General features: G+C 64.2%; 21 protein-coding genes and 1 pseudogene. 8 read left to right on the forward strand and 14 right to left on the reverse strand.

Annotated elements, in window-relative coordinates; translation table 11 throughout:
* Window positions 1-119 precede the first annotated feature (119 nt).
* A complete protein-coding gene (locus AC1D1L_RS18200; RefSeq protein WP_477342875.1) occupies window positions 120-617 on the reverse strand; it encodes a hypothetical protein in 498 nt (165 codons plus the stop codon).
* A gap of 27 nt (window positions 618-644) precedes the next feature.
* Window positions 645-2,054, reverse strand: a complete 1,410-nt coding sequence (locus AC1D1L_RS18205; RefSeq protein ID WP_477342876.1) for an FAD-binding oxidoreductase — start codon at window positions 2,052-2,054, stop codon at window positions 645-647.
* Window positions 2,055-2,174: 120 nt separating this feature from the next.
* On the opposite strand from AC1D1L_RS18205, the gene AC1D1L_RS18210 reads away from it, so the two are divergent.
* Together AC1D1L_RS18210 and AC1D1L_RS18215 are read left to right on the forward strand one after the other, a co-directional pair.
* Window positions 2,175-2,660, forward strand: a complete 486-nt coding sequence (locus AC1D1L_RS18210; protein ID WP_112560425.1) for a thioesterase family protein — start codon at window positions 2,175-2,177, stop codon at window positions 2,658-2,660.
* Window positions 2,661-2,806: 146 nt separating this feature from the next.
* Window positions 2,807-3,004, forward strand: a complete 198-nt coding sequence (locus tag AC1D1L_RS18215; RefSeq protein WP_056582983.1) for a hypothetical protein — start codon at window positions 2,807-2,809, stop codon at window positions 3,002-3,004.
* Window positions 3,005-3,090: 86 nt separating this feature from the next.
* Here AC1D1L_RS18215 and AC1D1L_RS18220 read toward each other — a convergent pair whose 3' ends face one another.
* Window positions 3,091-4,002, reverse strand: coding sequence for a dienelactone hydrolase family protein (locus AC1D1L_RS18220; protein WP_477342877.1), 912 nt, complete (start codon window positions 4,000-4,002; stop codon window positions 3,091-3,093).
* 286 nt (window positions 4,003-4,288) lie between these two features.
* Between AC1D1L_RS18220 and AC1D1L_RS18225 the strand changes: the two genes are divergently transcribed.
* Together AC1D1L_RS18225 and AC1D1L_RS18230 are read left to right on the forward strand one after the other, a co-directional pair.
* Window positions 4,289-4,429, forward strand: coding sequence for a hypothetical protein (locus AC1D1L_RS18225; RefSeq protein WP_162712035.1), 141 nt, complete (start codon window positions 4,289-4,291; stop codon window positions 4,427-4,429).
* Between the two features lie 22 nt (window positions 4,430-4,451).
* Window positions 4,452-4,883: a hypothetical protein gene (locus tag AC1D1L_RS18230; RefSeq protein ID WP_477342878.1), complete on the forward strand. Its 432-nt coding sequence runs from the start codon at window positions 4,452-4,454 to the stop codon at window positions 4,881-4,883.
* 5 nt (window positions 4,884-4,888) lie between these two features.
* Here AC1D1L_RS18230 and AC1D1L_RS18235 read toward each other — a convergent pair whose 3' ends face one another.
* Both AC1D1L_RS18235 and AC1D1L_RS18240 read right to left on the reverse strand, forming a co-directional pair.
* Window positions 4,889-7,201: a glucose/quinate/shikimate family membrane-bound PQQ-dependent dehydrogenase gene (locus tag AC1D1L_RS18235; RefSeq protein WP_477342879.1), complete on the reverse strand. Its 2,313-nt coding sequence runs from the start codon at window positions 7,199-7,201 to the stop codon at window positions 4,889-4,891.
* Window positions 7,202-7,356: 155 nt separating this feature from the next.
* A complete protein-coding gene (locus AC1D1L_RS18240; RefSeq protein ID WP_477342880.1) occupies window positions 7,357-7,479 on the reverse strand; it encodes a hypothetical protein in 123 nt (40 codons plus the stop codon).
* A 240-nt stretch (window positions 7,480-7,719) separates the two neighbouring features.
* Between AC1D1L_RS18240 and AC1D1L_RS18245 the strand changes: the two genes are divergently transcribed.
* Complete coding sequence (locus AC1D1L_RS18245) at window positions 7,720-10,395, forward strand: ATP-dependent helicase (RefSeq protein ID WP_477342881.1); 2,676 nt, start codon at window positions 7,720-7,722, stop codon at window positions 10,393-10,395.
* A gap of 21 nt (window positions 10,396-10,416) precedes the next feature.
* Here AC1D1L_RS18245 and AC1D1L_RS18250 read toward each other — a convergent pair whose 3' ends face one another.
* The 5 genes from AC1D1L_RS18250 to AC1D1L_RS18270 all read right to left on the reverse strand — a co-directional run bounded on the left by AC1D1L_RS18250 (window position 10,417) and on the right by AC1D1L_RS18270 (window position 15,395).
* Entirely contained in the window at window positions 10,417-11,457 is a 1,041-nt protein-coding gene (locus AC1D1L_RS18250) for an ABC transporter permease (RefSeq protein WP_436260595.1), read from the reverse strand.
* Window positions 11,454-12,251 (reverse strand): ATP-binding cassette domain-containing protein, encoded by a 798-nt coding sequence (locus AC1D1L_RS18255; protein ID WP_477342882.1) that lies wholly within the window; start codon window positions 12,249-12,251, stop codon window positions 11,454-11,456. The genes AC1D1L_RS18250 and AC1D1L_RS18255 overlap by 4 nt, the downstream gene beginning before the upstream one ends.
* Window positions 12,252-12,338: 87 nt before the next feature.
* On the reverse strand, window positions 12,339-13,352 hold the full coding sequence (locus AC1D1L_RS18260) for a substrate-binding domain-containing protein (protein ID WP_203278670.1): 1,014 nt from the start codon (window positions 13,350-13,352) through the stop codon (window positions 12,339-12,341).
* Between the two features lie 106 nt (window positions 13,353-13,458).
* Window positions 13,459-14,364, reverse strand: a complete 906-nt coding sequence (locus tag AC1D1L_RS18265) for a sugar phosphate isomerase/epimerase family protein (RefSeq protein ID WP_477342883.1) — start codon at window positions 14,362-14,364, stop codon at window positions 13,459-13,461.
* A gap of 2 nt (window positions 14,365-14,366) precedes the next feature.
* Window positions 14,367-15,395, reverse strand: a complete 1,029-nt coding sequence (locus AC1D1L_RS18270; protein ID WP_477342884.1) for a Gfo/Idh/MocA family protein — start codon at window positions 15,393-15,395, stop codon at window positions 14,367-14,369.
* 195 nt (window positions 15,396-15,590) lie between these two features.
* Here AC1D1L_RS18270 and AC1D1L_RS18275 point away from each other — a divergent pair, with 195 nt between their 5' ends.
* Window positions 15,591-16,616 (forward strand): LacI family DNA-binding transcriptional regulator, encoded by a 1,026-nt coding sequence (locus AC1D1L_RS18275; protein WP_477342885.1) that lies wholly within the window; start codon window positions 15,591-15,593, stop codon window positions 16,614-16,616.
* A gap of 28 nt (window positions 16,617-16,644) precedes the next feature.
* Here AC1D1L_RS18275 and AC1D1L_RS18280 read toward each other — a convergent pair whose 3' ends face one another.
* Together AC1D1L_RS18280 and AC1D1L_RS18285 are read right to left on the reverse strand one after the other, a co-directional pair.
* Entirely contained in the window at window positions 16,645-16,959 is a 315-nt protein-coding gene (locus AC1D1L_RS18280; protein ID WP_477342886.1) for a ferritin family protein, read from the reverse strand.
* Window positions 16,960-17,031: 72 nt separating this feature from the next.
* The gene (locus AC1D1L_RS18285; protein WP_477342887.1) at window positions 17,032-17,787 is read right to left on the reverse strand and encodes a bestrophin-like domain; all 756 of its coding nucleotides are present in this window, start codon (window positions 17,785-17,787) and stop codon (window positions 17,032-17,034) included.
* Between the two features lie 170 nt (window positions 17,788-17,957).
* Between AC1D1L_RS18285 and AC1D1L_RS18290 the strand changes: the two genes are divergently transcribed.
* Window positions 17,958-19,439, forward strand: a complete 1,482-nt coding sequence (locus AC1D1L_RS18290) for an esterase-like activity of phytase family protein (protein WP_477342888.1) — start codon at window positions 17,958-17,960, stop codon at window positions 19,437-19,439.
* 75 nt (window positions 19,440-19,514) lie between these two features.
* Here AC1D1L_RS18290 and AC1D1L_RS18295 read toward each other — a convergent pair whose 3' ends face one another.
* Together AC1D1L_RS18295 and AC1D1L_RS18300 are read right to left on the reverse strand one after the other, a co-directional pair.
* On the reverse strand, window positions 19,515-19,676 hold the full coding sequence (locus AC1D1L_RS18295; protein ID WP_477343129.1) for a hypothetical protein: 162 nt from the start codon (window positions 19,674-19,676) through the stop codon (window positions 19,515-19,517).
* A pseudogene (locus tag AC1D1L_RS18300) lies at window positions 19,677-20,404 on the reverse strand (L,D-transpeptidase); the annotation flags it as partial. It lies immediately after the preceding gene.
* A 68-nt stretch (window positions 20,405-20,472) separates the two neighbouring features.
* Between AC1D1L_RS18300 and AC1D1L_RS18305 the strand changes: the two are divergent.
* On the forward strand, window positions 20,473-21,945 hold the full coding sequence (locus AC1D1L_RS18305; RefSeq protein ID WP_477342889.1) for an MATE family efflux transporter: 1,473 nt from the start codon (window positions 20,473-20,475) through the stop codon (window positions 21,943-21,945).
* Window positions 21,946-21,947 lie beyond the last annotated feature (2 nt).

Raw genomic sequence — 21,947 nt, forward strand, 5'->3', positions numbered from 1 at the left:
TACCCGCATCAGCGTGTCGATAAAGAGGCAATTCATGCGGAGTTGCTTGATCTCCGATGTATCTGGAAGAGCGGAGATTTTCGGACGCCTGTAACTGGGTACCAGCCTATGCGCCAAAACTACCGCGTCATGGCCCTTCGGCGATATTCGTTCAGCAGCACGGCCATCTCCTCAGGGGAAAATGGCCAGCCCTTGGGCAATGCTGCTTCAGCCCCCAGGCTTTTGGTGATGCTGCGCATGACGAAGCTTTTCTTGACGCCCGGTGCGAAATTATAGCCGATCATCTCGCCGGCTTTGGGCAGGCTGTAGACGTGGAAGCCTTCAACGTCTTGCCAGCGGACCAGTTTCGGCGATCGGACGAGACCGCCGCCGAGAACAAAACCTTGTCCGTTCAGCACCAGCATCTGTGGGCGCACAAGCAGCCAGGCAAACACCAGCGCGCATGGCCCGAAGAATGCCATGCACCACCAAAGCACGGTGGTGTCGTCGTCCTTGGAGACATAGATCATGAAAGCACTGCCCAGGACAAAGACGAGTCTGGCCGACAGCATCAACAATGTCTTGCCGCGCGATGCCCTTATAACCAGCGGCTCCACAGTCTTGGTCCCGTACCGCATTGCCGCCCTCGCCCGGTCACATTTCGGCTATCCAGGTAATATCTTGCCCGGGTTCATTATGTCTTGCGGATCGAGCGCTTTTTTGATCGAACGCATGATATCGACGCCATGGCCGAGCTCATGGCGCAGGAAGCCGATCTTGCCCTGGCCGATGCCGTGTTCGCCGGTGCAGGTGCCGTCCATGGCGATCGCCCGCATGTTGAGCCGCGAGACGAATTTCTCCGCCAGCGCGATCTCCTTGGGGTCGTTGACATCCATCAGCACCAGCACGTGGAAATTGCCGTCGCCGGCATGCCCGACGATCGGCGCCACCAGACCCATTTCGGCAATATCGGCCTCGGTTTCGGCAACGCATTCGGCCAGCCGCGAGATCGGCACGCAGACATCGGTCGACAGGCCCTTGGTGCCGGGACGCAGCGTCAGCGACGCCCAGTAGGCATCGTGCCTGGCCTTCCACAGTTTCGTCCGTTCCTCGGCAACGCTGGTCCACAGGAACGGTCCGCCGCCATTGTCCTCGGCGATCGCGCCGAAGGTTTCGGCCTGCTCGGCAACGCCGGCATCGCTGCCGTGGAATTCGACGAACAGGCACGGGCTCTCGGGATAATCGAGCTTGGAATAATCCTTCATCGCCCGCATCTGCAGCGCGTTGACCAGTTCGATGCGCGCCACCGGAATGCCCATCTGGATGGTCGCGATGACCGCGTTGCAGGCCGCCTCCAGACTTGGAAACGGACAGACGCCGCCGGAGATCGCCTGCGGAATGCCTTGCAGCTTCAAGGTAAGCGACGTGATGATGCCGAGCGTGCCTTCCGAGCCGACCAGAAGCCGCGTCAGGTCGTAGCCGGCAGAGCTCTTCTTCGCCCGCTTGCCGGTGGTCACCGTCTCGCCATCGGCCATCACGGCTGTCAGCGACAAGACATTCTCGCGCATCGTGCCGTAACGCACCGCATTGGTGCCCGACGCCCTGGTCGCCGCCATGCCACCCAGCGACGCATTGGCGCCGGGATCGATCGGAAAGAACAGGCCGGTGTCGCGCAAATGACGGTTCAGGTCCTCCCGCGTAACACCCGGCTCGACCGTGCAGTCGAGATCCTCAGGGTTGACCGCCAGGATACGGTTCATGCGCGAGGTGTCGACCGAGATGCCGCCGCCCGGCGCGTTGGTGTGGCCCTCAAGCGAGGAACCGACACCGAAGGCGATGACAGGAACGCGGTGCGCGGCGCAGGCGCGCACGATCTCCTGCACCTCTTCTGTCGTCGCCGGGAAAGCGACACCGTCAGGCGCCTGCGTCGGAATATACGTAGTGGTATGCGCGTGCTGCGAGCGGATCGCCGCGCCGGTCTGGAAACGTTCGCCGAACTGCTGCTTGAGGATGCCGAGCACGGCGGCGATGCCTTCCTCGTTGCGTTCGACCGGGTTGAGGTCGCTCAGAGCCATGAATTCCTCCGCGAATGGACCAGCGTCCACGCTTGTTATGCGATTATGGATGCGTAGTCTCACCTACCGCCGCCTGTCCAGCACCAGAACTCGGTCCAGCACCAGAACAAGGAAGTTCCAATGTCCATCCCTGCCCCCTACGTCTCCAAACCGATGGACATCGAGAAGGACTGGATCGACTATAACGGCCACCTCAACATGGCCTACTACAACGTGCTGTTCGACCGCTGCTCGGATGAAGCCTTTGCGGCAATGGGCATGGGGCTGGACTATGTCAAGGAGCGGCGCCTGACCATCTACACGGCCGAGGTGCATGTCTGCTACGTCCAGGAACTGCATCTCGAGCATAAGGTCGTCGTCTCGTTCCAGCTGATCGACCATGACGACAAGCGGCTCAGGGCCTATCAGGAAATCCGCCATGTCGACGGCTGGCTCGCCGCCACCTCCGAAACCCTGTCGCTGCATGTCGACATGTCCGGGCCGAAAGTCGCGCCCTTCCCCGCCGACGTGCAGGCCAAGGTGGAAGCCATGCGCGCCGCCCATTCTGCACTGCCCATGCCCGAGCGCGCCGGCCGTTCGATCGGTATTCGCCGCAAGACCGCTTGATGCGCTTCCGTGCCCGCGTTAACCTTACCGAGCTTTTAACGTTAACAAACCATTTGAGCCATTGAACGACTCAGCAGACCGTTTGAGAACGGGTCAATCCAAGTTGCGATGCGGGCGGCGGGGCACAGGCGGTTCGAGGAACGTGCATGAAAACCGACATCAAGGTCGAGGTGGACAGGCTGGCTGCCGATCCGCGCATCACCGACTATGATTTCTGGCGCTCGTTGAAGAACGTCAACAACGAGATCTTCCACATCGCCAACAGCAACGAACCGATCCCGTTCGACATGATTCGCTGGCGCGCCATCCTGAAGCAGGCGCGTATGAAACGCGGCCACGCCTGACGTTTTTCACCTGTTCTTGACAACCCGCAGCTAGCGGCGAGCGCACCACCCACGAGACCGTATGGGCGTCGACGGCTACTTAAAGGCTAAGCCAGCTTCGCCTTTAGGAAAGCGATCGTCCTGCCCCAGGCCAGATCGGCGGCTTTTTTGTCGTAGCGCGCGGCCGATGTGTCGTTGTTGAAGGCATGGTTGACGCCGTCATAGACATAGACGGTGTATTCGACATGCGCCGCGTCGAGCGCCTTCTTGTAAGCATCGATGCCGGCGTCGATGCGCTCGTCGAGCCCGGCATAGTGCAGCAACAGCGCCGCCTTGATCTTCGCTGCATCCTCGGCCTTCGGCTGCATGCCGTAATAGGCGACGCCGGCCGCGAGATCGGGCGCATTGACGGCCAAATCGTTGACCGCGCCGCCGCCCCAGCAGAAGCCGACGGCGCCGACCTTGCCATTGCCATCCTTCTCGCCCTTGAGATAGGCGATGGTCGCCAGGCCATCGGCGGTGACCTGGCTGGCATCGAGCTTGGTGAACATGTCGCGCGCCTTGTCTTCGTCAGCGGGCGTGCCGCCGAGCGGCGACAGGAAATCCGGCGCCAGCGCCACGAAACCTTCCAGCGCCACCCGCCGCGCCACATCCTTGATATGCGGGTTGAGGCCCCTGTTCTCATGCACCACGATGACGGTGCCGAGCTTGCCCGACTGGTCCGCCGGCTTGACCAGATAGCCCTTCATCTCGCCGCTGCTGCCGGGATAGGTAATATCCTGCGCCTTCACCCGCGGATCGTTGTCGGCGACGATTGCCGCCTGCGCCGAATTGGCGGCCAGCAGCGGCGCGATCGCGGCGGCTGCGGCGCCCGATCCGGCAAGCCTGGTCAGCTGTTCCATGAAGCGGCGGCGGTCGAGCGTCAGATGCGTGTATTCGTCATAGGCATCGATCATCGCCTGGCTAATGGCAGGAGTCGTGATGGCAGGCTTGGTGGCTTCGGCGGCGGCTTTCGTCATGGCGTGCTCCTCGCTAGGAGATGACCTCACGGTCACTCCGGGATGACCTGCGGGTCACTCCGGTATGACCTTGCGGGTCAAGATAGGGTGCAAGCTCGCACGGTCCAGTCACGGATCAGTGACGCTTTCGTCGTCAGGCCGTGCATTTGGCACAAGTCAGCTGCGCCCACCGCGCGGCCATCACATTTTGGTCATTTCAGAGAATGTTGATGGTGCCGCCACAATATCAGGGGAAGTTGATTGTGGCTTCGCCCGTTGCGGCAGCCAGACGAGAAGGAACAACGCCATGACCTTGTCTACTCCGATCCTTTTAAGCGCGCTCGTGGTTGCCGCAGCCGCCTTGCTGGCCCTGCGCTCCGCCGCGTCGGAAGCTGCCAAGCGGATGGTGAAGGTCCGGGTCGACCGGCGCCGTTCGAAAACCCGCTAACTGACAGCCGAGGGGAAATATCATGGACGCCCAGAGCATCGTGACCATCGTCTCGCAGAAAGCCGGCCTCGATCAGGCGGTCACCGAAAAGGTCGTCGGCACCATCTTCTCGGTGCTCGAACATGAAGCCGAAGGCACCACCGTCTCCAGCTTCTTTGCCAAGATCCCGGGCGCTGACGCGCTCGCCCAGAAATACGACGTCATGGCTGCCGCCCCTGCCGGCGGTGGTGGCTTCTTGTCGTCGCTGCAAGGTGCGCTTGGCGGCGTGCTTGGCGAAAAGACCGGCGCGCTGATCAACGGTGTCGCCGCGCTCAAAGCCTCCGGCCTCGACATGGCGCAGATCCAGAAGGCCGGCACCACGCTGATCCAGCAGGCCGAAGCCGCCGCAGGGCCGCAGCTGACCAACGAAGTGCTCGACTCGGTGCCGAGCCTGAAGGGCCATCTCGGACTCTAGGCCATCTACTTCGGCAGCGTATACGCCATCACATAGTCGCCCGGCTTGGTGCCGACCGAGCCATGGCCGCCGGCGACGATGACCACAAACTGGCGGCCATCGGCGACGGTGTAGGTCATCGGCGTCGACTGCCCGCCGGCCGGCAGCCTGGCCTGCCAGAGCTGCTTGCCCGATGTCACATCATAGGCGCGCAAATAGTCGTCGACCGCCGCACCCAGGAAGGCAACGCCACCGGCGGTGATCATCGGCCCGCCAATGCCGGGAACGCCGACCTTCAGCGGCAGCGGCAACGGCGTCATGTCGTAGATGGTGCCGTTGCGGTGCTTGTAGGCGATCTTGCCGGTTCTGAGATCGGCGCCTGCGACATAGCCCCATGGCGGCGCCTGGCATGGCACGCCGAGTGGCGACAGGAACGGCCCCATCACCACTGCGTATGGCGCACCCTCATTGCGGTTGAGCCCCTGTTCGCTGCCGCGACCTTCATCCGGCGGTGGCACCTGGTCGCGCGGAATGAGCTGCGATTTGAAGGCGAGATAGGTCGGCATGCCGAACATCACCTGCCGCACCGGGTCGACGGCGACGCCGCCCCAATTGAAGGTGCCGAAATTGCCGGGATAGATCAGCGACCCCTGCACGGAAGGCGGGGTATAGCGGCCCTCATAGCGCAGGCCCTGGAATTCGATCCGGCAGGCCAGTTGGTCGAACATGGTGATGCCCCACATGTCGGCGCCGGTCAGCGGCTTCGGGTTAAAGGACAGATCCGAAACCGGCTGCGTCGGCGAGGTGTGATCACCCTCGACGGCGCCGCCTGGCGCCGGCACTTCCTTGACCGGGATTATCGGTTCGCCGCTGCGCCTGTCGAGCACATAGAGGTCGCCCTGTTTGGTCGGCCCGACCAGCGCCGGCACCAGGCCGGCAGCCGTTGTGATGTCGACCAGGGTCGGCTGCGCCGGGACGTCCATGTCCCAGAGGTCGTGATGCACGGTCTGGCGCACCCAGCGCAATTGTCCGGTGGCAAGATCGAGCGCGGTGATCGAGGAGGAAAACTTTTCGACATTGGCGCTGCGCCCGGCGCCGAGCTGGTCCGGCGTCTGGTTGCCGAGGGGCACGTAGAGAAGGCCGAGCTTCTCGTCGGCGCTCGGTGTCGACCACATGTTGGGTGAGTTGTGGGTGTAGGTCTGGCCCACCGCCAGCGGTGTCGTCTGGTCCGGATTACCGGAATCCCAGTTCCATACAAGCGCGCCGGTGTCGACATCGAAGGCGCGGATGACGCCGGACGGTTCCTCGGTCGAATAATTGTCGTTGACCGCGCCGCCGACGATGATCTTGCCGCCTGATATCAGCGGCGCCGATGTCGAATAGTAGTAGCCCGACTTCGGGTACGGCATGTTGGTCAACAGGTTCAGCGTGCCGGCTTCGGCAAAGGACGGGCAGACCTGGCCATTGGCGGCATCAAGCGCGATCAGCCGCGCGTCCGAGGTCGGCAGATAGACGCGTGTCGCGCAGGGCTGGCCTGCGGCGATCTTGGCATCGGCGTAATAGGACACGCCACGGCAGGTCTGGTGCTGGCGGTCCTTGTCGAGCTTGATCTTGGGGTCGAAGCGCCATTTCTCCTTGCCGGTCGCGGCATCGATGGCGATGGCGAAATTGTGCGGCGTGCAGATGTAGAGCGTGTCGCCCACCTTGAGCGGCGTTACCTGATAGGTGGTTTCGCCGATGTCATCCGGACCCTTGACGTCACCGGTCTGGTAGGTCCAGGCCGGCTGCAATTTGGCGACATTGTCCGGCGTGATCTGGTCGAGCGGCGAATAGCGCTGACCATAGGGCGTGCGGCCGTAGAAGTGCCACTCGCCTGGAGGCACGTTGCCGCCGAGATCCGCGGCCGGCGTTACCTTGTCGGCGCTGAGCTCGCCGGCGATGTCCTTGGGATCGGCGGTCATCGAATAGCCGGCCACTGCGAGCGATGCGAGCACGGCCAGGATGAGCGGCGCACGCGCGTCGGGGCCGGTGAGGCCCTGCCTTGCCCACGGCGTCAGCAACCACAGCGCCAGAAGCACGATGACGCCGCCGCGCGGGCCGAGTTCCCACCAGTCGAAGCCGATTTCCCACACCGCCCAGGCAAGCGTGCAGAGCACGATCGCAGCGTAGAGCCACAGCGCCGTCGACTTGCGCCGGAAGAACAGCCAGGCGGTTATCAGGAAGGCGAGACCGGCGATGACATAATACCAGCTGCCGCCCAGCATCACGAGCCGGACGCCGCCGCCGCCAAGTGCCAGGCCGATGAGGAACAGTATGAGGGAGGTGATGACCACAGCCAAGACGATACTCCTTCGACTGTTGCGCTTTGCGGCGCCTCTCAGGCAGCCGTCCCTGCCCTGTCGCCAGCTTTCTCCCGCAGGCCGCGTGTGTCAAGCTTGGCCTGCCAGCATAGGGTGAGAACAAGGAGGTCCCTTTTACCGCCTTTCGCGACGGCTTAGCGGTGCAGCACATCCATGAGATTTTGACCGGTCGCGCGCTGGACATGCGCAACGACCATATCGGTCGGCACCTGGGCGATCGGATCGCCCCTGGCGGCCTCTATGTCTGCGATCTTCATTCCAGCACTCGACCTCTTCCACCATGATCCATGGCGCGGCGCGGGATGCCGTCTATGTCGCCGACAAGGTCGGCGAGCGTATGCGGGCAGCAGCCAGGTAGGCCGGGCGAAAGGTTTTGCACAGGCTGTCGGGCGCTGGGGCGATAATATTCGCACGGCGCGCGGGAATCTGGCTTCCAAACCAGAACAAAACGTAGACACTGCTGGTCTTTCGCTCCCGAATCACTACATTCGGGGACGATGTCCGGCTTTTCGGAAGACATGCCTTTCTTTGACGAACCGAATGCGCGGCCCGCGGGCCCGTCGGGGATCGCCGCGCGCGCCATGGCGGCCCGCAGCGGCCGCAACGATGCGCCCGATTATCTCAGCGGCCTCAACCCCGAGCAGCGGCTGGCGGTGGAAACCACCGAAGGCCCGGTCCTGGTGCTGGCCGGCGCCGGCACCGGCAAGACCCGCGTCTTGACCACCCGCATTGCCCACATCCTCGCCACCGGCCGAGCCTTCCCCTCGCAGATCCTGGCGGTGACTTTCACCAACAAGGCCGCGCGCGAGATGAAGCAGCGCATCGGCATTCTGATCGGTGAAGGCAATGTCGAGGGCATGCCGTGGCTCGGCACCTTCCACTCGATCGGCGTGAAGCTGCTGCGCCGCCACGCCGAGCTCGCGGGGCTCAAATCCGATTTCACCATTCTCGACACCGACGATGTCGTGCGGCTGATCAAGCAGCTGATCCAGGCCGAAGGGCTGGACGACAAGCGCTGGCCGGCCAAGCAGTTCGCGCAGATGATCGACGGCTGGAAGAACAAGGGCCAAGGCCCCGCCGATATCGCCGAGGGCGACGCCCGCAGCTTTGCCAACGGCAAGGGCCGCGAGCTCTACAAGGCCTATCAGGAGCGGCTGCAGACGCTCAACGCCTGCGACTTCGGCGACCTGCTCTGCCATCCGATCCGGATCTTCCGCGCCAATCCGGACGTACTGAAGGACTACCACAAGCGCTTCAAATACATCCTCGTCGACGAATACCAGGACACCAACACCGCGCAATACATGTGGCTGCGGCTCTTGGCGCAAAGGCCGCAATCCTCCCCCCTCGAGGGGGAGGTGCCCGCGAAGCGGGCGGAGGGGGTCGCCGCAGAAGGCACCACCAGGCCGTCGAGCGCTGCCGCACGGACCCCACCCGACCGGGCTTCGCCCGGCCACCCTCCCCTCAAGGGGGAGGGATCCCAGCGCGCCACCGTGAATATCTGCTGCGTCGGCGACGATGACCAGTCCATCTATGGCTGGCGCGGCGCCGAGGTCGACAACATCCTGCGCTTCGACAAGGATTTTCCGGGCGCCACCATCATCAGGCTGGAGCGCAATTACCGTTCGACCGCGCACATTCTCGGCACCGCCTCGCACCTGATCGCCCACAATGAGGGCCGCTTCGGCAAGACGCTGTTCACCGAAAAGGTCGCCGAGGACGACGAGAAGGTGCATGTCCATGCCGCCTGGGATTCCGAGGAGGAGGCACGCGCCGTCGGCGAGACCATCGAAACCTACCAGCGCGCCAAGCACAATCTCAACGACATGGCCATTCTTGTCCGCGCCTCGTTCCAGATGCGCGCCTTCGAAGACCGCTTCATCACCCTCGGCCTCAATTACCGCGTCATCGGCGGTCCGCGCTTCTACGAGCGCATGGAAATCCGCGATGCGCTGGCCTTCTTCCGCGTCGTCGCCAATGGCGGCGACGACCTCGCTTTCGAGCGCATCGTCAATGTGCCGAAGCGCGGTCTCGGCGAAGCCACCATCCGCCAGATTCACGACACGGCGCGAGCATTGCGCATCCCGATGCTGGAAGCGGCCGGCAACCTCGCCGAAAGCGACGAGCTGAAGCCGAAGCCGCGCGCCGCCTTGCGCGAAGTCGCGGCCAATTTCGAGCGCTGGCAGAAGGCGCTTGAAACCACGCCGCACACCGAACTCGCCGAGACCATTCTGGAGGAGAGCGGCTACACCGACATGTGGAAGAACGACCGCTCGGCCGAAGCGCCGGGCCGGCTGGAAAATTTGAAGGAACTGATCCGTTCCATGGAGGAGTACGAGTCGCTGCGCTCCTTCCTCGAACATGTCGCGCTTGTCATGGATGCCGAGCAGAATGCCGGGCTCGATGCCGTGAGCATCATGACGCTGCATTCGGCCAAGGGCCTCGAGTTCGAGACCGTCTTCCTGCCCGGCTGGGAGGAAGGCCTGTTCCCGCATCAGCGCGCGCTCGACGAAGGTGGCCGTTCCGGACTGGAGGAAGAGCGCCGGCTCGCCTATGTCGGCCTGACGCGGGCCAAGAAGAACCTGCATATCTGGTTCGTCTCCAACCGCCAGATCCACGGCCTGTGGCAGTCGACCATCCCGTCGCGTTTCCTCGAAGAGTTGCCGAACGCCCATGTCGAGGTCGCCGAAAGCGGCAACTCCTATGGCGGCTACGGCAATTCCTATGGCGGCGGCTCGTTTGCTTCCGGTCGTGGCGGCCGCCAGAACCCCTATGGCGCCTCACGTTTCGACAATGTCGGCGCGGAAAAATCCGGCGCCTTCTCCAACACCTATGCGACGCCGGGCTGGCAGCGCGCGCAGGCCAACCGCACCGAGGCGACCGACCGCAACTGGGGCTCGCGCTCCGGCCACCAGGTCGAGCGCATCGGCTATGGCGAGACCGACTCCGGCTACGGCGCCGGCCGCACCTCGGTCAAGGGCCGCACCATCGACGGCGAACTGGTCGCCAAATCCGTCGCCGACACGCCGTCCCCCTTCAGCGTCGGCGACCGCGTCTTCCACCAGAAATTCGGCAACGGCAACATATCCGCCATCGAAGGCAACAAGCTGACCATCGACTTCGACAAGGCCGGCCAAAAGCGCGTGCTGGATGGGTTCGTCGCGGCGGTGTGAGTAGCCGGAATTACCGACCGCTCACCTGTACCTCGCCTGGTTCCACTTATGGCCCAGCAGCGACAGGATGATGATCAGGCCGTTGAAGAACTGCACATAGAAGCCGCTCAGCCCCGCCGCCACCACGCCGGTCTGGATGAAGGCGACGGTGACCGCGCCGATCGCTCCGCCGGCGACCGTGCCGATGCCGCCCCAGGTCGGCGTGCCGCCGACGAACACCGAGGCCAGAACCGGCAAGAGATAGCCGTCGCCCGCCGTTGGCCACCAGGTGAAGTTGATCATCACCGAAAACGTGCCGGCGATCGCAGCGCCGATGCCGACGAAGACGAACACCTTCACCCGCACACGCTTGACGTCGATGCCCATCTGCTGGGCGCTGTCGGGATTGTCGCCGACCACCCTGACCTGCGCGCCGAAGCGGTGGCGGTTGTAGAGCATCGCTGACAAAACGACGAAGGCGAGCGCCCAGAAGATCTGCACCGGGATACCCCACACCTGGCTGGAGAAGATCTTGTAGGCCCAGCTGTCGGCAAGGCCGGTCAGCGCCGTCGACTTGCCTTCGTTGATGATCTGGATCAGGCCGCGCAGCAGAAAGTTCATGCCGAGCGTGGCGATCAGCGACGACAGCCCGCCATAGACCACCAGCGATCCCACGAGGAAGCCGAGCAGCGTCCCGGTGACGATTGCTGCCGCAATGCCGAGGAACGGATCATAGCCGGCCTGCACCACCAGCGCGAACACCCAGGAGGCAAAGCCCATCGTTGCCGGAAACGACAGGTCGATCTCGCCGCAGGTGACGACGAAGACCAGCGGCACCACCACGAACAGCGCGACCGGCAGCGTCGTCAGCACCGAACTGTAGAGATACCAGGTCGTGAACACGGTCGGGTTGGCGACCAGGAACACCGCCATCATGACGATGAACACGGCAAGCGTGCCGAGAGCGGCGCGATTATCGATGACGAAGCCGCGCAGCCAGTGATCGGACGGGTGTTTCCACTCAGGTCGCGCTGCCTCCCCGCCCAGCGGGCTCTGCAGATCGGGTTCCATGGTCTTGCTCATCGCATTGCCCTCTCCGCGTCGCCGGCATCGTGCAAGCCAGCCAATCCGCCGGGATGCGCGACGTCTTCCATGAAATTGATGAGATCCTCGGCCGACTTGACCTCGGCGCGGTCGGCGGTCAGTGCCACCTTGCCGCGGTCCAACACCACGAAGCGGTCGGCAATGTCGAAGACATGGTGGATGTTGTGGCCGATGAACAGGATCGAGCGGCCGCTCGCCCGCACCTGGCGCACGAAGTGGAACACCTTGGCGGTCTCGGTCAGCGACAGCGCCGTGGTCGGCTCGTCGAGGATGATAAGCTCCGCCTGCTTGTAGATGGCGCGCGCGATCGCCACGCCCTGGCGTTCGCCGCCCGAGAGCTGGCCGACGATCGAATGCGGCGTGAACACCTTTGAGGTGAAGCCGATCTCGCGCATCAGCCGGCTCGCCTCCTCGATCTCCTTGTTAACCCTCAGAAAGCCCATGAAGCCGGTGAGTTCGCGGCCCATGAAGATGTTGCGCACGATGGTCTGCTGCACCGCCAGCGCCCGGTCCTGGAACACCGTTTCGATGCCGGCGTCGCGCGAGCGCGCCGCACTCCAGCCGGTGACCGGCTTGCCGCGCACCAGGATCTCGCCGCTGGTCGGCTTGACGACGCCCGACAGGATCTTGATCAGCGTCGACTTGCCGGCGCCATTGTCGCCGATGAGGCCAACCACCTCGCCGCGGTCGACGGAGAGATTGACCCCGCCCAGCGCATAGACCTGGCCGTAGGATTTGCTGATGTCGCGCAGTTCGATGATGCGTTCGGCCATGGCGATCCTCGCGTTCATTGTCGCTTATTGGCATTCTCGCCAGCGGTCCTGCCGGCTGGGCTCAGGCCCAGCCGACAGCTTGGGAGGTCAGCGCAGCGCCTGCTTGGCGAGCTCGGCGACGATCTCGTAATTCTGCGGCGTGACGAAGCCGGCGCCCGTGTCGACATTCATCGGCGCCAGGCCCAGCACCACCTGCTGGCACAGGCTGAGGATCGGCAGGTAGCCCTGCAGGAACGGCTGCTGGTCGGCCGTCAGCTGCACCCAGCCGCCCTTGAACGCCTCGACGATCTGCGGGCTGGTGTCGAAGCCGAAATTGAAGATGTCGCCGGGCTTGCGGCCTGCCGCCTGCATGTAGGTGGCGACATTGCCGAGCATCTGGCCGCCGGGATAGCCGACCGCCTTGACGTCAGGATTGTTGAGCAGCGCTGCCGTGATCACCGGGATCGCCAGATTGGGGTCGGACGCCCATTCGCCGCTCGGCGGCGACGACAGCTGGATGACCTCGACGCCGGCCTCCTTGAGCGCGGCCACCGTGCCGCGCTCGCGCGCGCCGCGGGCCTCGTTCTCGAACGGGCCGATCATGATCGCCTTGTCGCCGGACTTGAGCTTGCCCAGCTTGAACGCTTCGGCGCCGAGCGCGCGGCCCTGCTGCTCCTGCTGGGCGCCGACATAGCCGCCGCCGAACGCTTCCACCACCTTCGGCACCGGCACGTTCTGGTACATCATCTTGATGCCGTCCTTATGCGCCTGCTCGGCCAGCGGCATTATCGCGGCGTCGCCCGGATGGCCCATCATGGCGATGCCGTTTGGCTTCACGGCGACGGCCTCGCGCAATTGCTGCACCATCTTCTCGACGTCCCACTGCGAGAAGATGTAGTCGACCTTCGGCCCGAGATCGGCCGCCGCCTGCTTGGCGCCATTATAGACGATGGTGCCGAAAGCGTCGCCCTCGGCGCCGCCGACGAAGAAGCGGATGTGGACATCCTTGCACCACTGGGCGTCAAGCGCCCGCGCCGGCAAGGTGGAGATGGCGGCGCAGAGCGCGGTGGCGGCGGCCACGACGGTCGAGCGCAGAAGTGTCGTTCTCATTGCGATGCTCATGCACGTTCCTCCCTTTTGTCCTCGGTGAGCCGAGGGGTTTTCGACATTCGCTTGTCAGTAGTGCTTGGCAAACTGTTCAGGCCGGCTCCTCCCGCCGGCCGCTCCGTCACACCGGGTTCGGCAGATAGGTCGCACCTCCCCGGCATTGCTTGAGATAGTCGAGCGCGCGCACCTGGCCGGTGATCTCGAGATCGCCGCGATAGACCGGATCGTGCCAGCCCTCGATGTCGATGGCGCCCTTGTAGCCGGCCAGCCGCAATTCGCTGATCACCCGCGTCCAGTCGCTGTCGCCGAAGCCGGGTGTGCGCATCTGCACGAAAGGCAGCCGGCCGAACACGCCGTGCTCGCGGAGCACATCCCAGCGCACTGTCGCGTCCTTGCCATGGACATGGAAGATGCGCGGCGCCCATTTGCGGATCTGCGGCATCGGATCGATCAGGTAGACGAGCTGATGGCAGGGCTCCCATTCCAGCCCGAGATTGTCGTCGGGCAATTCGTTGAACATCAGCTCCCAGGCATCGGGATTGTGGGCGATGTTCCAGTCGCCGGCCGCCCAGTTGCCGTCCATGGCGCAATTTTCGAAGGCGATCCGAACGCCCTTGTCGGCGGCGCGTTTTGCCAGCGGGCCCCAGACCTCGCGGAAGCGCGGCAGGCTGTCGGTCAGCTTCTTGCCGCGCAGGCGACCGGTGAAGCCGCTGACCATCGAGGCACCGAACAGATGCGCATTGTCGATGACGGTTTCCCAGGCCGCGAGCACGCCGCGATCGACTTCGCCATCCTCCAGCGGATTGCCGAACACGCCGAGCGAGGACACGCTGACATCGGCATCGCCGATCGCCTCGCGAATCTGGCCGGCCAGCCGCGGCAAGTCCTTGCCGCCCAGCGTCTGCCAGAAGAAGGGCTGGATGCTTTCGAACCCAAGCGGCAGAATCTCTTTGATGTAGGCAGCCGGGTCTTCGAGATTGGCCCGCACCATGGTGCCGATCCGGATGTCGAGAAGCGGATTTGGCATCACTATGTTCCCTGTGTAATCGCTACCCGCCGCCCGGTCTCGGCGCTTTCGATGGCGCCGAAAACCATGGCCAGGCTTTTGATGTTGTCGGCGCCGCGCGTCTCCGGCTCGCTGCCGGTCTCGATGGCGTGGATGAAATCCCTGATGATGCCGAGATGACCGCCGACGCGGTCGGCCGGATCGAGCGCCGGCACGTCGATCGCCTGCGTTTTGTCGAAAATCCCCTCGCGGCCCGGCGCCACCACTTCCGCCTTCAGCGCATCACTGCCATCCCAGGTCAGGCTGCCGCGCTCGGCAATGATGCGCCAGCTGCCTTCCCAGCTGGTGCGAAAGCCGTCGGCGCACCAGGAGCCGGCGTAAGTAAAAATCTTGCCGCCGCCGAGATCGAAGACGGCGCTGGCCGACGAGCCCTGCCGATACCAGGAATTGGCCGGCTCCCATTCCTGGCAATAGACGCCGGCGGGCTCGCCGCCGACCATGTAGCGGGCGGCATCGAAGGTGTGGATCGCCATGTCCAGCAGCAGCACATGCGCCATCTCCTCGCGAAAGCCGCCGAAATGCGGGGCGATGAAGAAATCGGCATGGATGCTGGTCGGCTTGCCGATGGCGCCGGAATCCAGAAACCGCCTTATGCGCCGGACATTGGCGACATAGCGCCGGTTCTGCACGACGGCATGGACGCGCCCCGCGCGGCTCGCCGCCTCGACGATGGCGCGGGCGTTTTCCGGAGTATCCGCGAGCGGCTTTTCGGTGAGCAAATGGCAATTGTGGGCAAAGGCGGCAAAGGCGACATCACGGCGGGCGGCGGGAACGACGACATCGAACACCGCGTCCGGCCTTGTCTGGCCGAGCACAGCGTCGAGGCTGGTGCCGATGACGGCGCCGTCCAGCCCGTATTCGCGCGCCCTTGCCTTCGCCCGTTCGGCGTCGAGATCGACAAGGCCGACAATGGCGAGCCCGTCGATTTGCCTTGCGGCATCGAGCCAGGCCTTGCTCATCGCACCGCAGCCGACGAGGACGGCATTCATCATCCGGCATTCCTCCCGTCCGGTCCCTCCAGACCGAATGTCACGGCATCCACGGCATCACCGTAAACGTTTTTCCGTAAACGTTTACGAGAACACACCGGATGGCGTAGAATGTCAATCGGCTGCATGCAAAAATCATCCCGAAGCCTTGGCCTGAGCGGCAGCCGGTGCTAGCCAAGGGTTGGCGGAGAGAAGTCCTTGGCGTCCAGCATCCACGACCTTGCGCGTCACCTGAACATTTCGATCGGCACCGTGTCGCGGGCGCTGAACGGCCGCGCCGACGTCAATGCCGACACCCGCCAGCGCGTGCTCGCCGCCGCCAAGCAGCTGAACTACTCGCCGAACCAGTCGGGCCGAAGCCTCAGACAGGGTGCCACCCATTCGATCGCCTTCATGCTGCAACCGCATCCCGGCGACCAGCAATATGGCGAACCGTTCTTCATCCCGTTCCTGACCGGTCTGCAGGCGCGGCTCGCCGAGTATGACCTGGATCTGATGGTCGTCATGGGTGAGCCCGGCCAATATCAGCAGGAGAGGCTGCGCCGCGTGGTTGAGACGCGCCGGGCCGACGCGGTCGTGTTGGCCAATACACGGCGGGAAGACGATCGGATCGACTATCTCAGCAAGGTGGGCTTTCCCTTCGCCACGCTTGGCCGAAGCCAATCCGGCGACGACACCTATCCTTCGCTCGATATCGATTTCGAGAGGGCGGGTGATGAAGCCGTCGACCGGCTGGTCGCGCGCGGCCACCGCCGCATTGCCGCCATCCGCCCTTCGCTCGATCTCAACTTCGGCTACCTGTTCCTCGACGGCTACCGCAAGGCGCTGAAGCGGCACGGCATCGAAGTCGACTCCGGCCTGATCGCCGACGGCTTCATCAACGAGGCCGGAGGCTACCAGGTGACGCCGCGCGTGATGCTCTCCAAGGACCGGCCCACAGCCATCATCTTCAACAATGACGCAATGGCGCTCGGCGGCTGCAAGGCACTGGCCGAGATGGGCATCAAGCCCGGCCACGACATCGCGGTGATCGTCATCGTCGACACGCCGCTTTGCCGCTACTTTTCGCCGGCGCTGACCGCTTTCCGTCCGTCGCTGGAGCCCATGGGCCGGCGGCTGGCCGAAATGCTGCTGGCCTCGCTCCCCGCCTTCGCCGGCCCCGAAGGCACGCGCATCATCCGCGAAGTCTGGCCGCTGGAACTGATTGCGCGCGACAGCGATTGATCCGCCGCGGGAAGTAGGCCGGTCGGCCTCAATCCACCTTCTTCTCGCCCTTCTCGCCAGCCTTGACGATGTCGCCGGTGGTGAACAGGATTTCCTTCAGCTCCGCCCGCCAGTCTTTCTTCTGGCGCAGCAGGAATTCGAGATCCATGCCGAAATGCTTGAACTCCTCGCCTTGCGCGTTTTTCATGATCGCCTTGGCCTGCGGGTCCTTTTCCACCGACATGCGCTGTTCGTACCAGCTGATCGCCTCCGCCTCCTCGATCAGCGAGGTAATCATGCGGGCGAAGGTCCGCACCTTCTGCGTCAGTTCTTCCGGCGGCTCGTGATACTGATCGAAACCCATGTCGCCCTCCCGCAAATGGACCGGCAAATCCAGCCGTATCCAGGAATGCGTTGGAGCGCCGCGGGTTCCGCCTCACTGCTGCAATTCGACCAAAGCCCTCTGCAAAGGCGCCGACGAAATCTGGATCGGGCCGGAGAACGGCACATCCATATCGAGGATCAGGTAAAGCGCCCCGGCAATCAGCGCTGCCGACACCACGAACGTCTCTATGGTGATGGCATTTCGCGGCGCCCTGAAACCGAAACTGGCGAAGATCAGCACCAGCCAGGCAACGAGCATAACGATCAGCGGCCGCGGGATGGTACCTTCCGATTGCTCGATCAAAGCCCAGCGCAGTTCCACCACCTTCTGCAGATGCTGGTGGGCGTCCTCCAGCAGGGAACCATGCGCTGCGTCAGCAGGCTGCAGAGCGGTCAATCGTGTGCTGATCTCGGTCAACAGACGTTCAGACAGCCGGTTGGCGACGAGGGGTGTTTCGTTGGCTTCTGTCCAGTTGTTGGTCTGTCTTTGTACATAAGCGACCAGCGGCTGACGGACCTCGGCCGTCTCGGGCCCATATTGTCGAAGCGACCGGTCGAGAAGGATCAACTCGGTCGCATATGTGTGTACGTTGCGGTCGATCGACTCGAAAGTGTTCTTGGCCGAGTTGATCATGAGACCAAGCACCAGCGAGGTCATGACGACGAACAGGTTGGCGGCCAGCCGTACCACATTGTTGGTGTCGTCCTCGCGGTGATGCGCGGGCAATTTGCCATAGACAGCCATGCTGACCAGCGGCGCCGCCGTCAGGCAGAGGAAAACGGCCACCGCGATGAGTGTTTCCTGCATGCAGCCATTTCTGCACGGCAAGCACCGAATGCCAATGGCCGGCAGAACGCCTTGTCACGCAAGTATCATGTTCGCGTCCTAGACCGCTTTGCCGGGGGCGACATCGTCGATGCGACGCGACGCCCTTTGCAGTCTCGGCCGCTTGAAGGCTTGTCACAAAGAGGATCTCCATGAAAATCTCGCACCGAACCGTGTCGCTCGGCGCCGCATTGGCGCTGTTTACCGCTTTGACCCCTGCCCTTGCCGATAGCACCGCCACCGTCGGCGGCGTCAGCTTCGTCAACAAGGGCCTGGTCGGCGTCGGTCGCCTCCCGGCCGACCTGAAGGACAAGTTCGGCGAGACCTTCGGCTCCGGCTCCGGCATGTCGATCGACGCCGCAAGCTGGACGCATGACGCCAACGGCTACAAGGGTTCGCTGTGGCTGCTGCCGGACCGTGGCTACAATGTCGTCGGCACCACCGACTACCGGCCGCGCCTCAACACTATCGCTATCGAGCTCACGCCGACCCCGCTGGGTGCCACACCCGCCGCCGGCGAGGAACAGACCGGCGTCAAGGCGACGCTTGCCGATTCCCTGCTGCTCACCGACGACAAGGGCGCTGACGCCACCGGCCTCGATCCGCTCAACGGCGTGCGCGCGGCAAGCGGCGACCTGCCGATCCTGCCCGAGGCCAATGGCAAGCTGGCGCTCGACAATGAGGCGATCGCCCGGCTGCCCGACGGCACCATGTTCATCTCCGACGAATACGGCCCTAACATCTACCGCTTCTCGGCCGAGGGCCATCTGCTGTCGGCAACGCAGCCGCCGGCGGCCTTGGTACCGATGCGCAAGGGCACGCCGAACTTCGCCTCCGACAATCCAGGCCCCGGCGCGGCCGAGCCAGATCCGAAGGATCCCGAGACCGGCCGCCAGAACAACCAGGGCCTCGAAGGCATGGCGCTGACGCCGGACGGCAAGTCGCTGATCGCGGTGCTGCAGTCGGCGCCGCGCCAGGATGGCGGCGATTCCGGTGCGACGCGCCAGAACACCCGCGCCCTGGTCTATGACGCCTCCGACCCGGCCCATCTCAAGCTGGCGCACGAATATGTCATACCGCTGCCGGTGTTCAAGGACGGCAAGGGCAAGACCAAGGTCGCCGCGCAGAGCGAGATCGTGGCGCTGTCCGACAAGACCTTCCTGATGCTGGCGCGCGACAGCGGCAGCGGCCAGGGCGTGAAGGGCGACACCTCGCTGGTGCGCCAGATCTTCGTCGTCGACGTCTCAGGTGCGACCGACATTGCCGGCGGCGCCTTCGATGCCGCCGACAAGCCTGTGGCGCCCAAGGGCGTGCTCGACCCTTCAGTGACGCCGGCCAAGCTGACGCCGTTCATCGACATCAACGACAACAAGGAACTCGGCCGCTTCGGCCTGCATGACGGCAAGCCGAATGACAAGAACAACCTGTCGGAGAAGTGGGAGGCGATGTCGGTGGTCAGCGTGTTCGATCCGGCGCTGCCGGACGACTATTTCCTGTTCGTCGGCAACGACAATGACTTCCTCGCCCAGGACGGCTTCCAGGTCGGCGCGCACTACAAGGCCGAAGACGGCGCCGATGTCGACACCATGTTCCTGGTCTATCAGGTCACGCTGCCGGGCCTCGCCAAGAAGTAGTCGCATACAATAGAAAAAAGCGGACGCGCCGGGCGCGTCCGCTTTTTTAGCGGCGATCAGCGATACCGCTGACGCCTATTTCAAGATCTCTGCATCCCTCGGCACGCCGGCATCGATCGGCTCGGCGGTCCTGTTCGACACGGCGGAGCTCTCCCCGGCGATCGAAAAGTTCGCGCGCACGTGGACCTGGGTTACGCCGTTGACCCGGCTGTAGAGGTCGATGATGTCCTGGTTCATGAACCGCACGCAGCCAGACGATGCGTTCTTGCCGATGGAATCCCATTCCGGCGTGCCATGCAGCCGGTACATCGTGTCCTTGCCGTCTGCGCGCGGGCGCCGAGCGGGCTCTGCGGTCCCGGCGGCATGCCGTCCTTGTATTTCGCCAGCTCGGGGCGGCGCTGGATCATTTCCGGCGGCGGCGTCCACACCGGCCACTTCTTGCGCGCCTGGACCACGGCGCTGCCGGTCCAGCCGAACCCGGCCTTGCCTAGGCTGACGCCGTAACGGATCGCCTTGCCGCCATCGCGCACCTGATAGAGGAAATGCTCCGACGTATCGACGACGATGGTGCCCGGTTTTTCGCCGGTCGGGTCGGTCACGATCTGGCGCACGAACTTCGGATCGAGCTTGGATATGGGGATCGCCGGCAGCGAAAAGCCTTCGTCGACGCGTGCCGCGTACATGCTTTCGGCAGCGTCGAAAGCCGAATCGCTTGGAGGCGGCGGCGCTGCCACCGGCGGCGGCGCCACGTCCGTGGTTGTGCAGGCCGAAAGCGCCACGGAAGCGGCGCCCAAGGCGGATGCCCCAAGAAACGCGCGCCGGTTCAGGCGCTCGGAAAAAAGCGGATTGCCGGACATGATCCCCCCGGTTTGCGGCCCCACGCGGCGTCGATCCATAGCCCATTCCGGATGCTTTGAGAACCTGATTGGCGCGAGGCAGCCGGGCGGAATGTTCCGATGGCGCATCGACCTTGCCAGTCAAATCGGCAATCATTGCCGGGCGGACTTTGAGATGAACCTTCGCCGAGCAGCCCATGGACGAAAAAATGCCCGCGCGCCGGCGCCCCGTCGACCTCACCAGCGGCCCAATCCCGCGCACGCTGCTTTTGTTCGCGCTGCCGGTGCTCGGCTCCAACGTGCTGCAATCGCTCAACGGTTCGATCAACGCCGTCTGGGTCGGCCGCTTTCTCGGCGAATCGGCGCTGACCGCGACGTCCAACGCCAATCTGGTGCTGTTCCTCATCCTCGGCACGGTGTTCGGCATCGGCATGGCGGCGACCATACTGGTGGCGCAATCGGTCGGTGCCCGCGATTTGCCCGAGGCGCGGCGCATCGTCGGCACCAGCGCCACCTTCTTCTTCCTCGTCTCGGTGGTCTTCGCCGTCTGCGGCTGGATCTGGGTCGACGCCATTCTCAACACGCTTGGCACCCCACCAGATGCGCTGCCGCTGGCGCGCTCCTATCTGCGCATTATCTTCGTCGCCGTGCCGATGATGAACCTTCTGTCCTTCGTCATGACGGTGCTGCGGGGTGCGGGCGATTCGCGCACGCCGTTCTTCTTCATGGCGCTCGCCGTCGTGCTCGACATCGTGCTCAATCCGCTACTGATCCGCGGCATCGGCCCCTTCCCCGAGCTCGGCATTGCCGGCTCCGCCACCTCGACGTTGGTCGGCCAGACGGTGAGCGTGATCGCCATCCTCGTGGTGCTTTATGCGCGCAAGCATCCGCTCAGGATCGCCGGCGCCGACCTCGCTCTGCTGCGGCCCGACCCGACGCTGCTCCGGATCGTCGTCTTCAAGGGCGTGCCGATGGGCCTGCAGATGATCGTGATTTCGGCGGCCGCACTGACGGTGATGGGCATCGTCAATTCCTACGGCTCGCAGGTCGCTGCTGCCTACGGCATCGCCGCGCAGCTGTGGACGTACATCCAGATGCCGGCGCTGGCCATCGGCGCCGCGGTGTCGTCGATGGCGGCGCAAAATGTCGGCGCCGGGCGCTGGGACCGCATCGGCAAGGTCGCCGCCTCCGGCGTCGGCTTCAACCTGGTGCTCACCGGCTCACTGGTGGCGCTGCTGTTCTTCTTCGACAGGCCGGTGCTCGGCCTGTTCCTCAGCGGCGACAGCACGGCGATCGACATTGCCGCCCATATCAACAAGGTGGCGTCCTGGTCGTTCATCCTGTTCGGCATCACCATCGTGCTGTTCGCCACCGTGCGCGCGACAGGTGCCGTGATGCCGCCGCTGATCATCCTGGTGATTTCGGTGCTGGTCGTGCGCACCGGCTTTGCCTATTTCTTCCGCAGCTACATCGGCCAGGAGGCGCTGTGGTGGAGCTTTCCGGCGGGCTCGATCACCTCGCTGGTGCTGGCCGCCGCCTACTATCGCTTCGGCCGCTGGCGCACCATGCACATGATCGAGGACCGTCCGGCCGCCGGCGAGCCGCCCGACACCGGCCTCGGCATACCGCGCCAGCGAGCCAACATGGCCCCCGAGACGCCTAACGGGTGATT

It is taken from the genome of Mesorhizobium sp. P2_D6 (assembly GCF_056404315.1).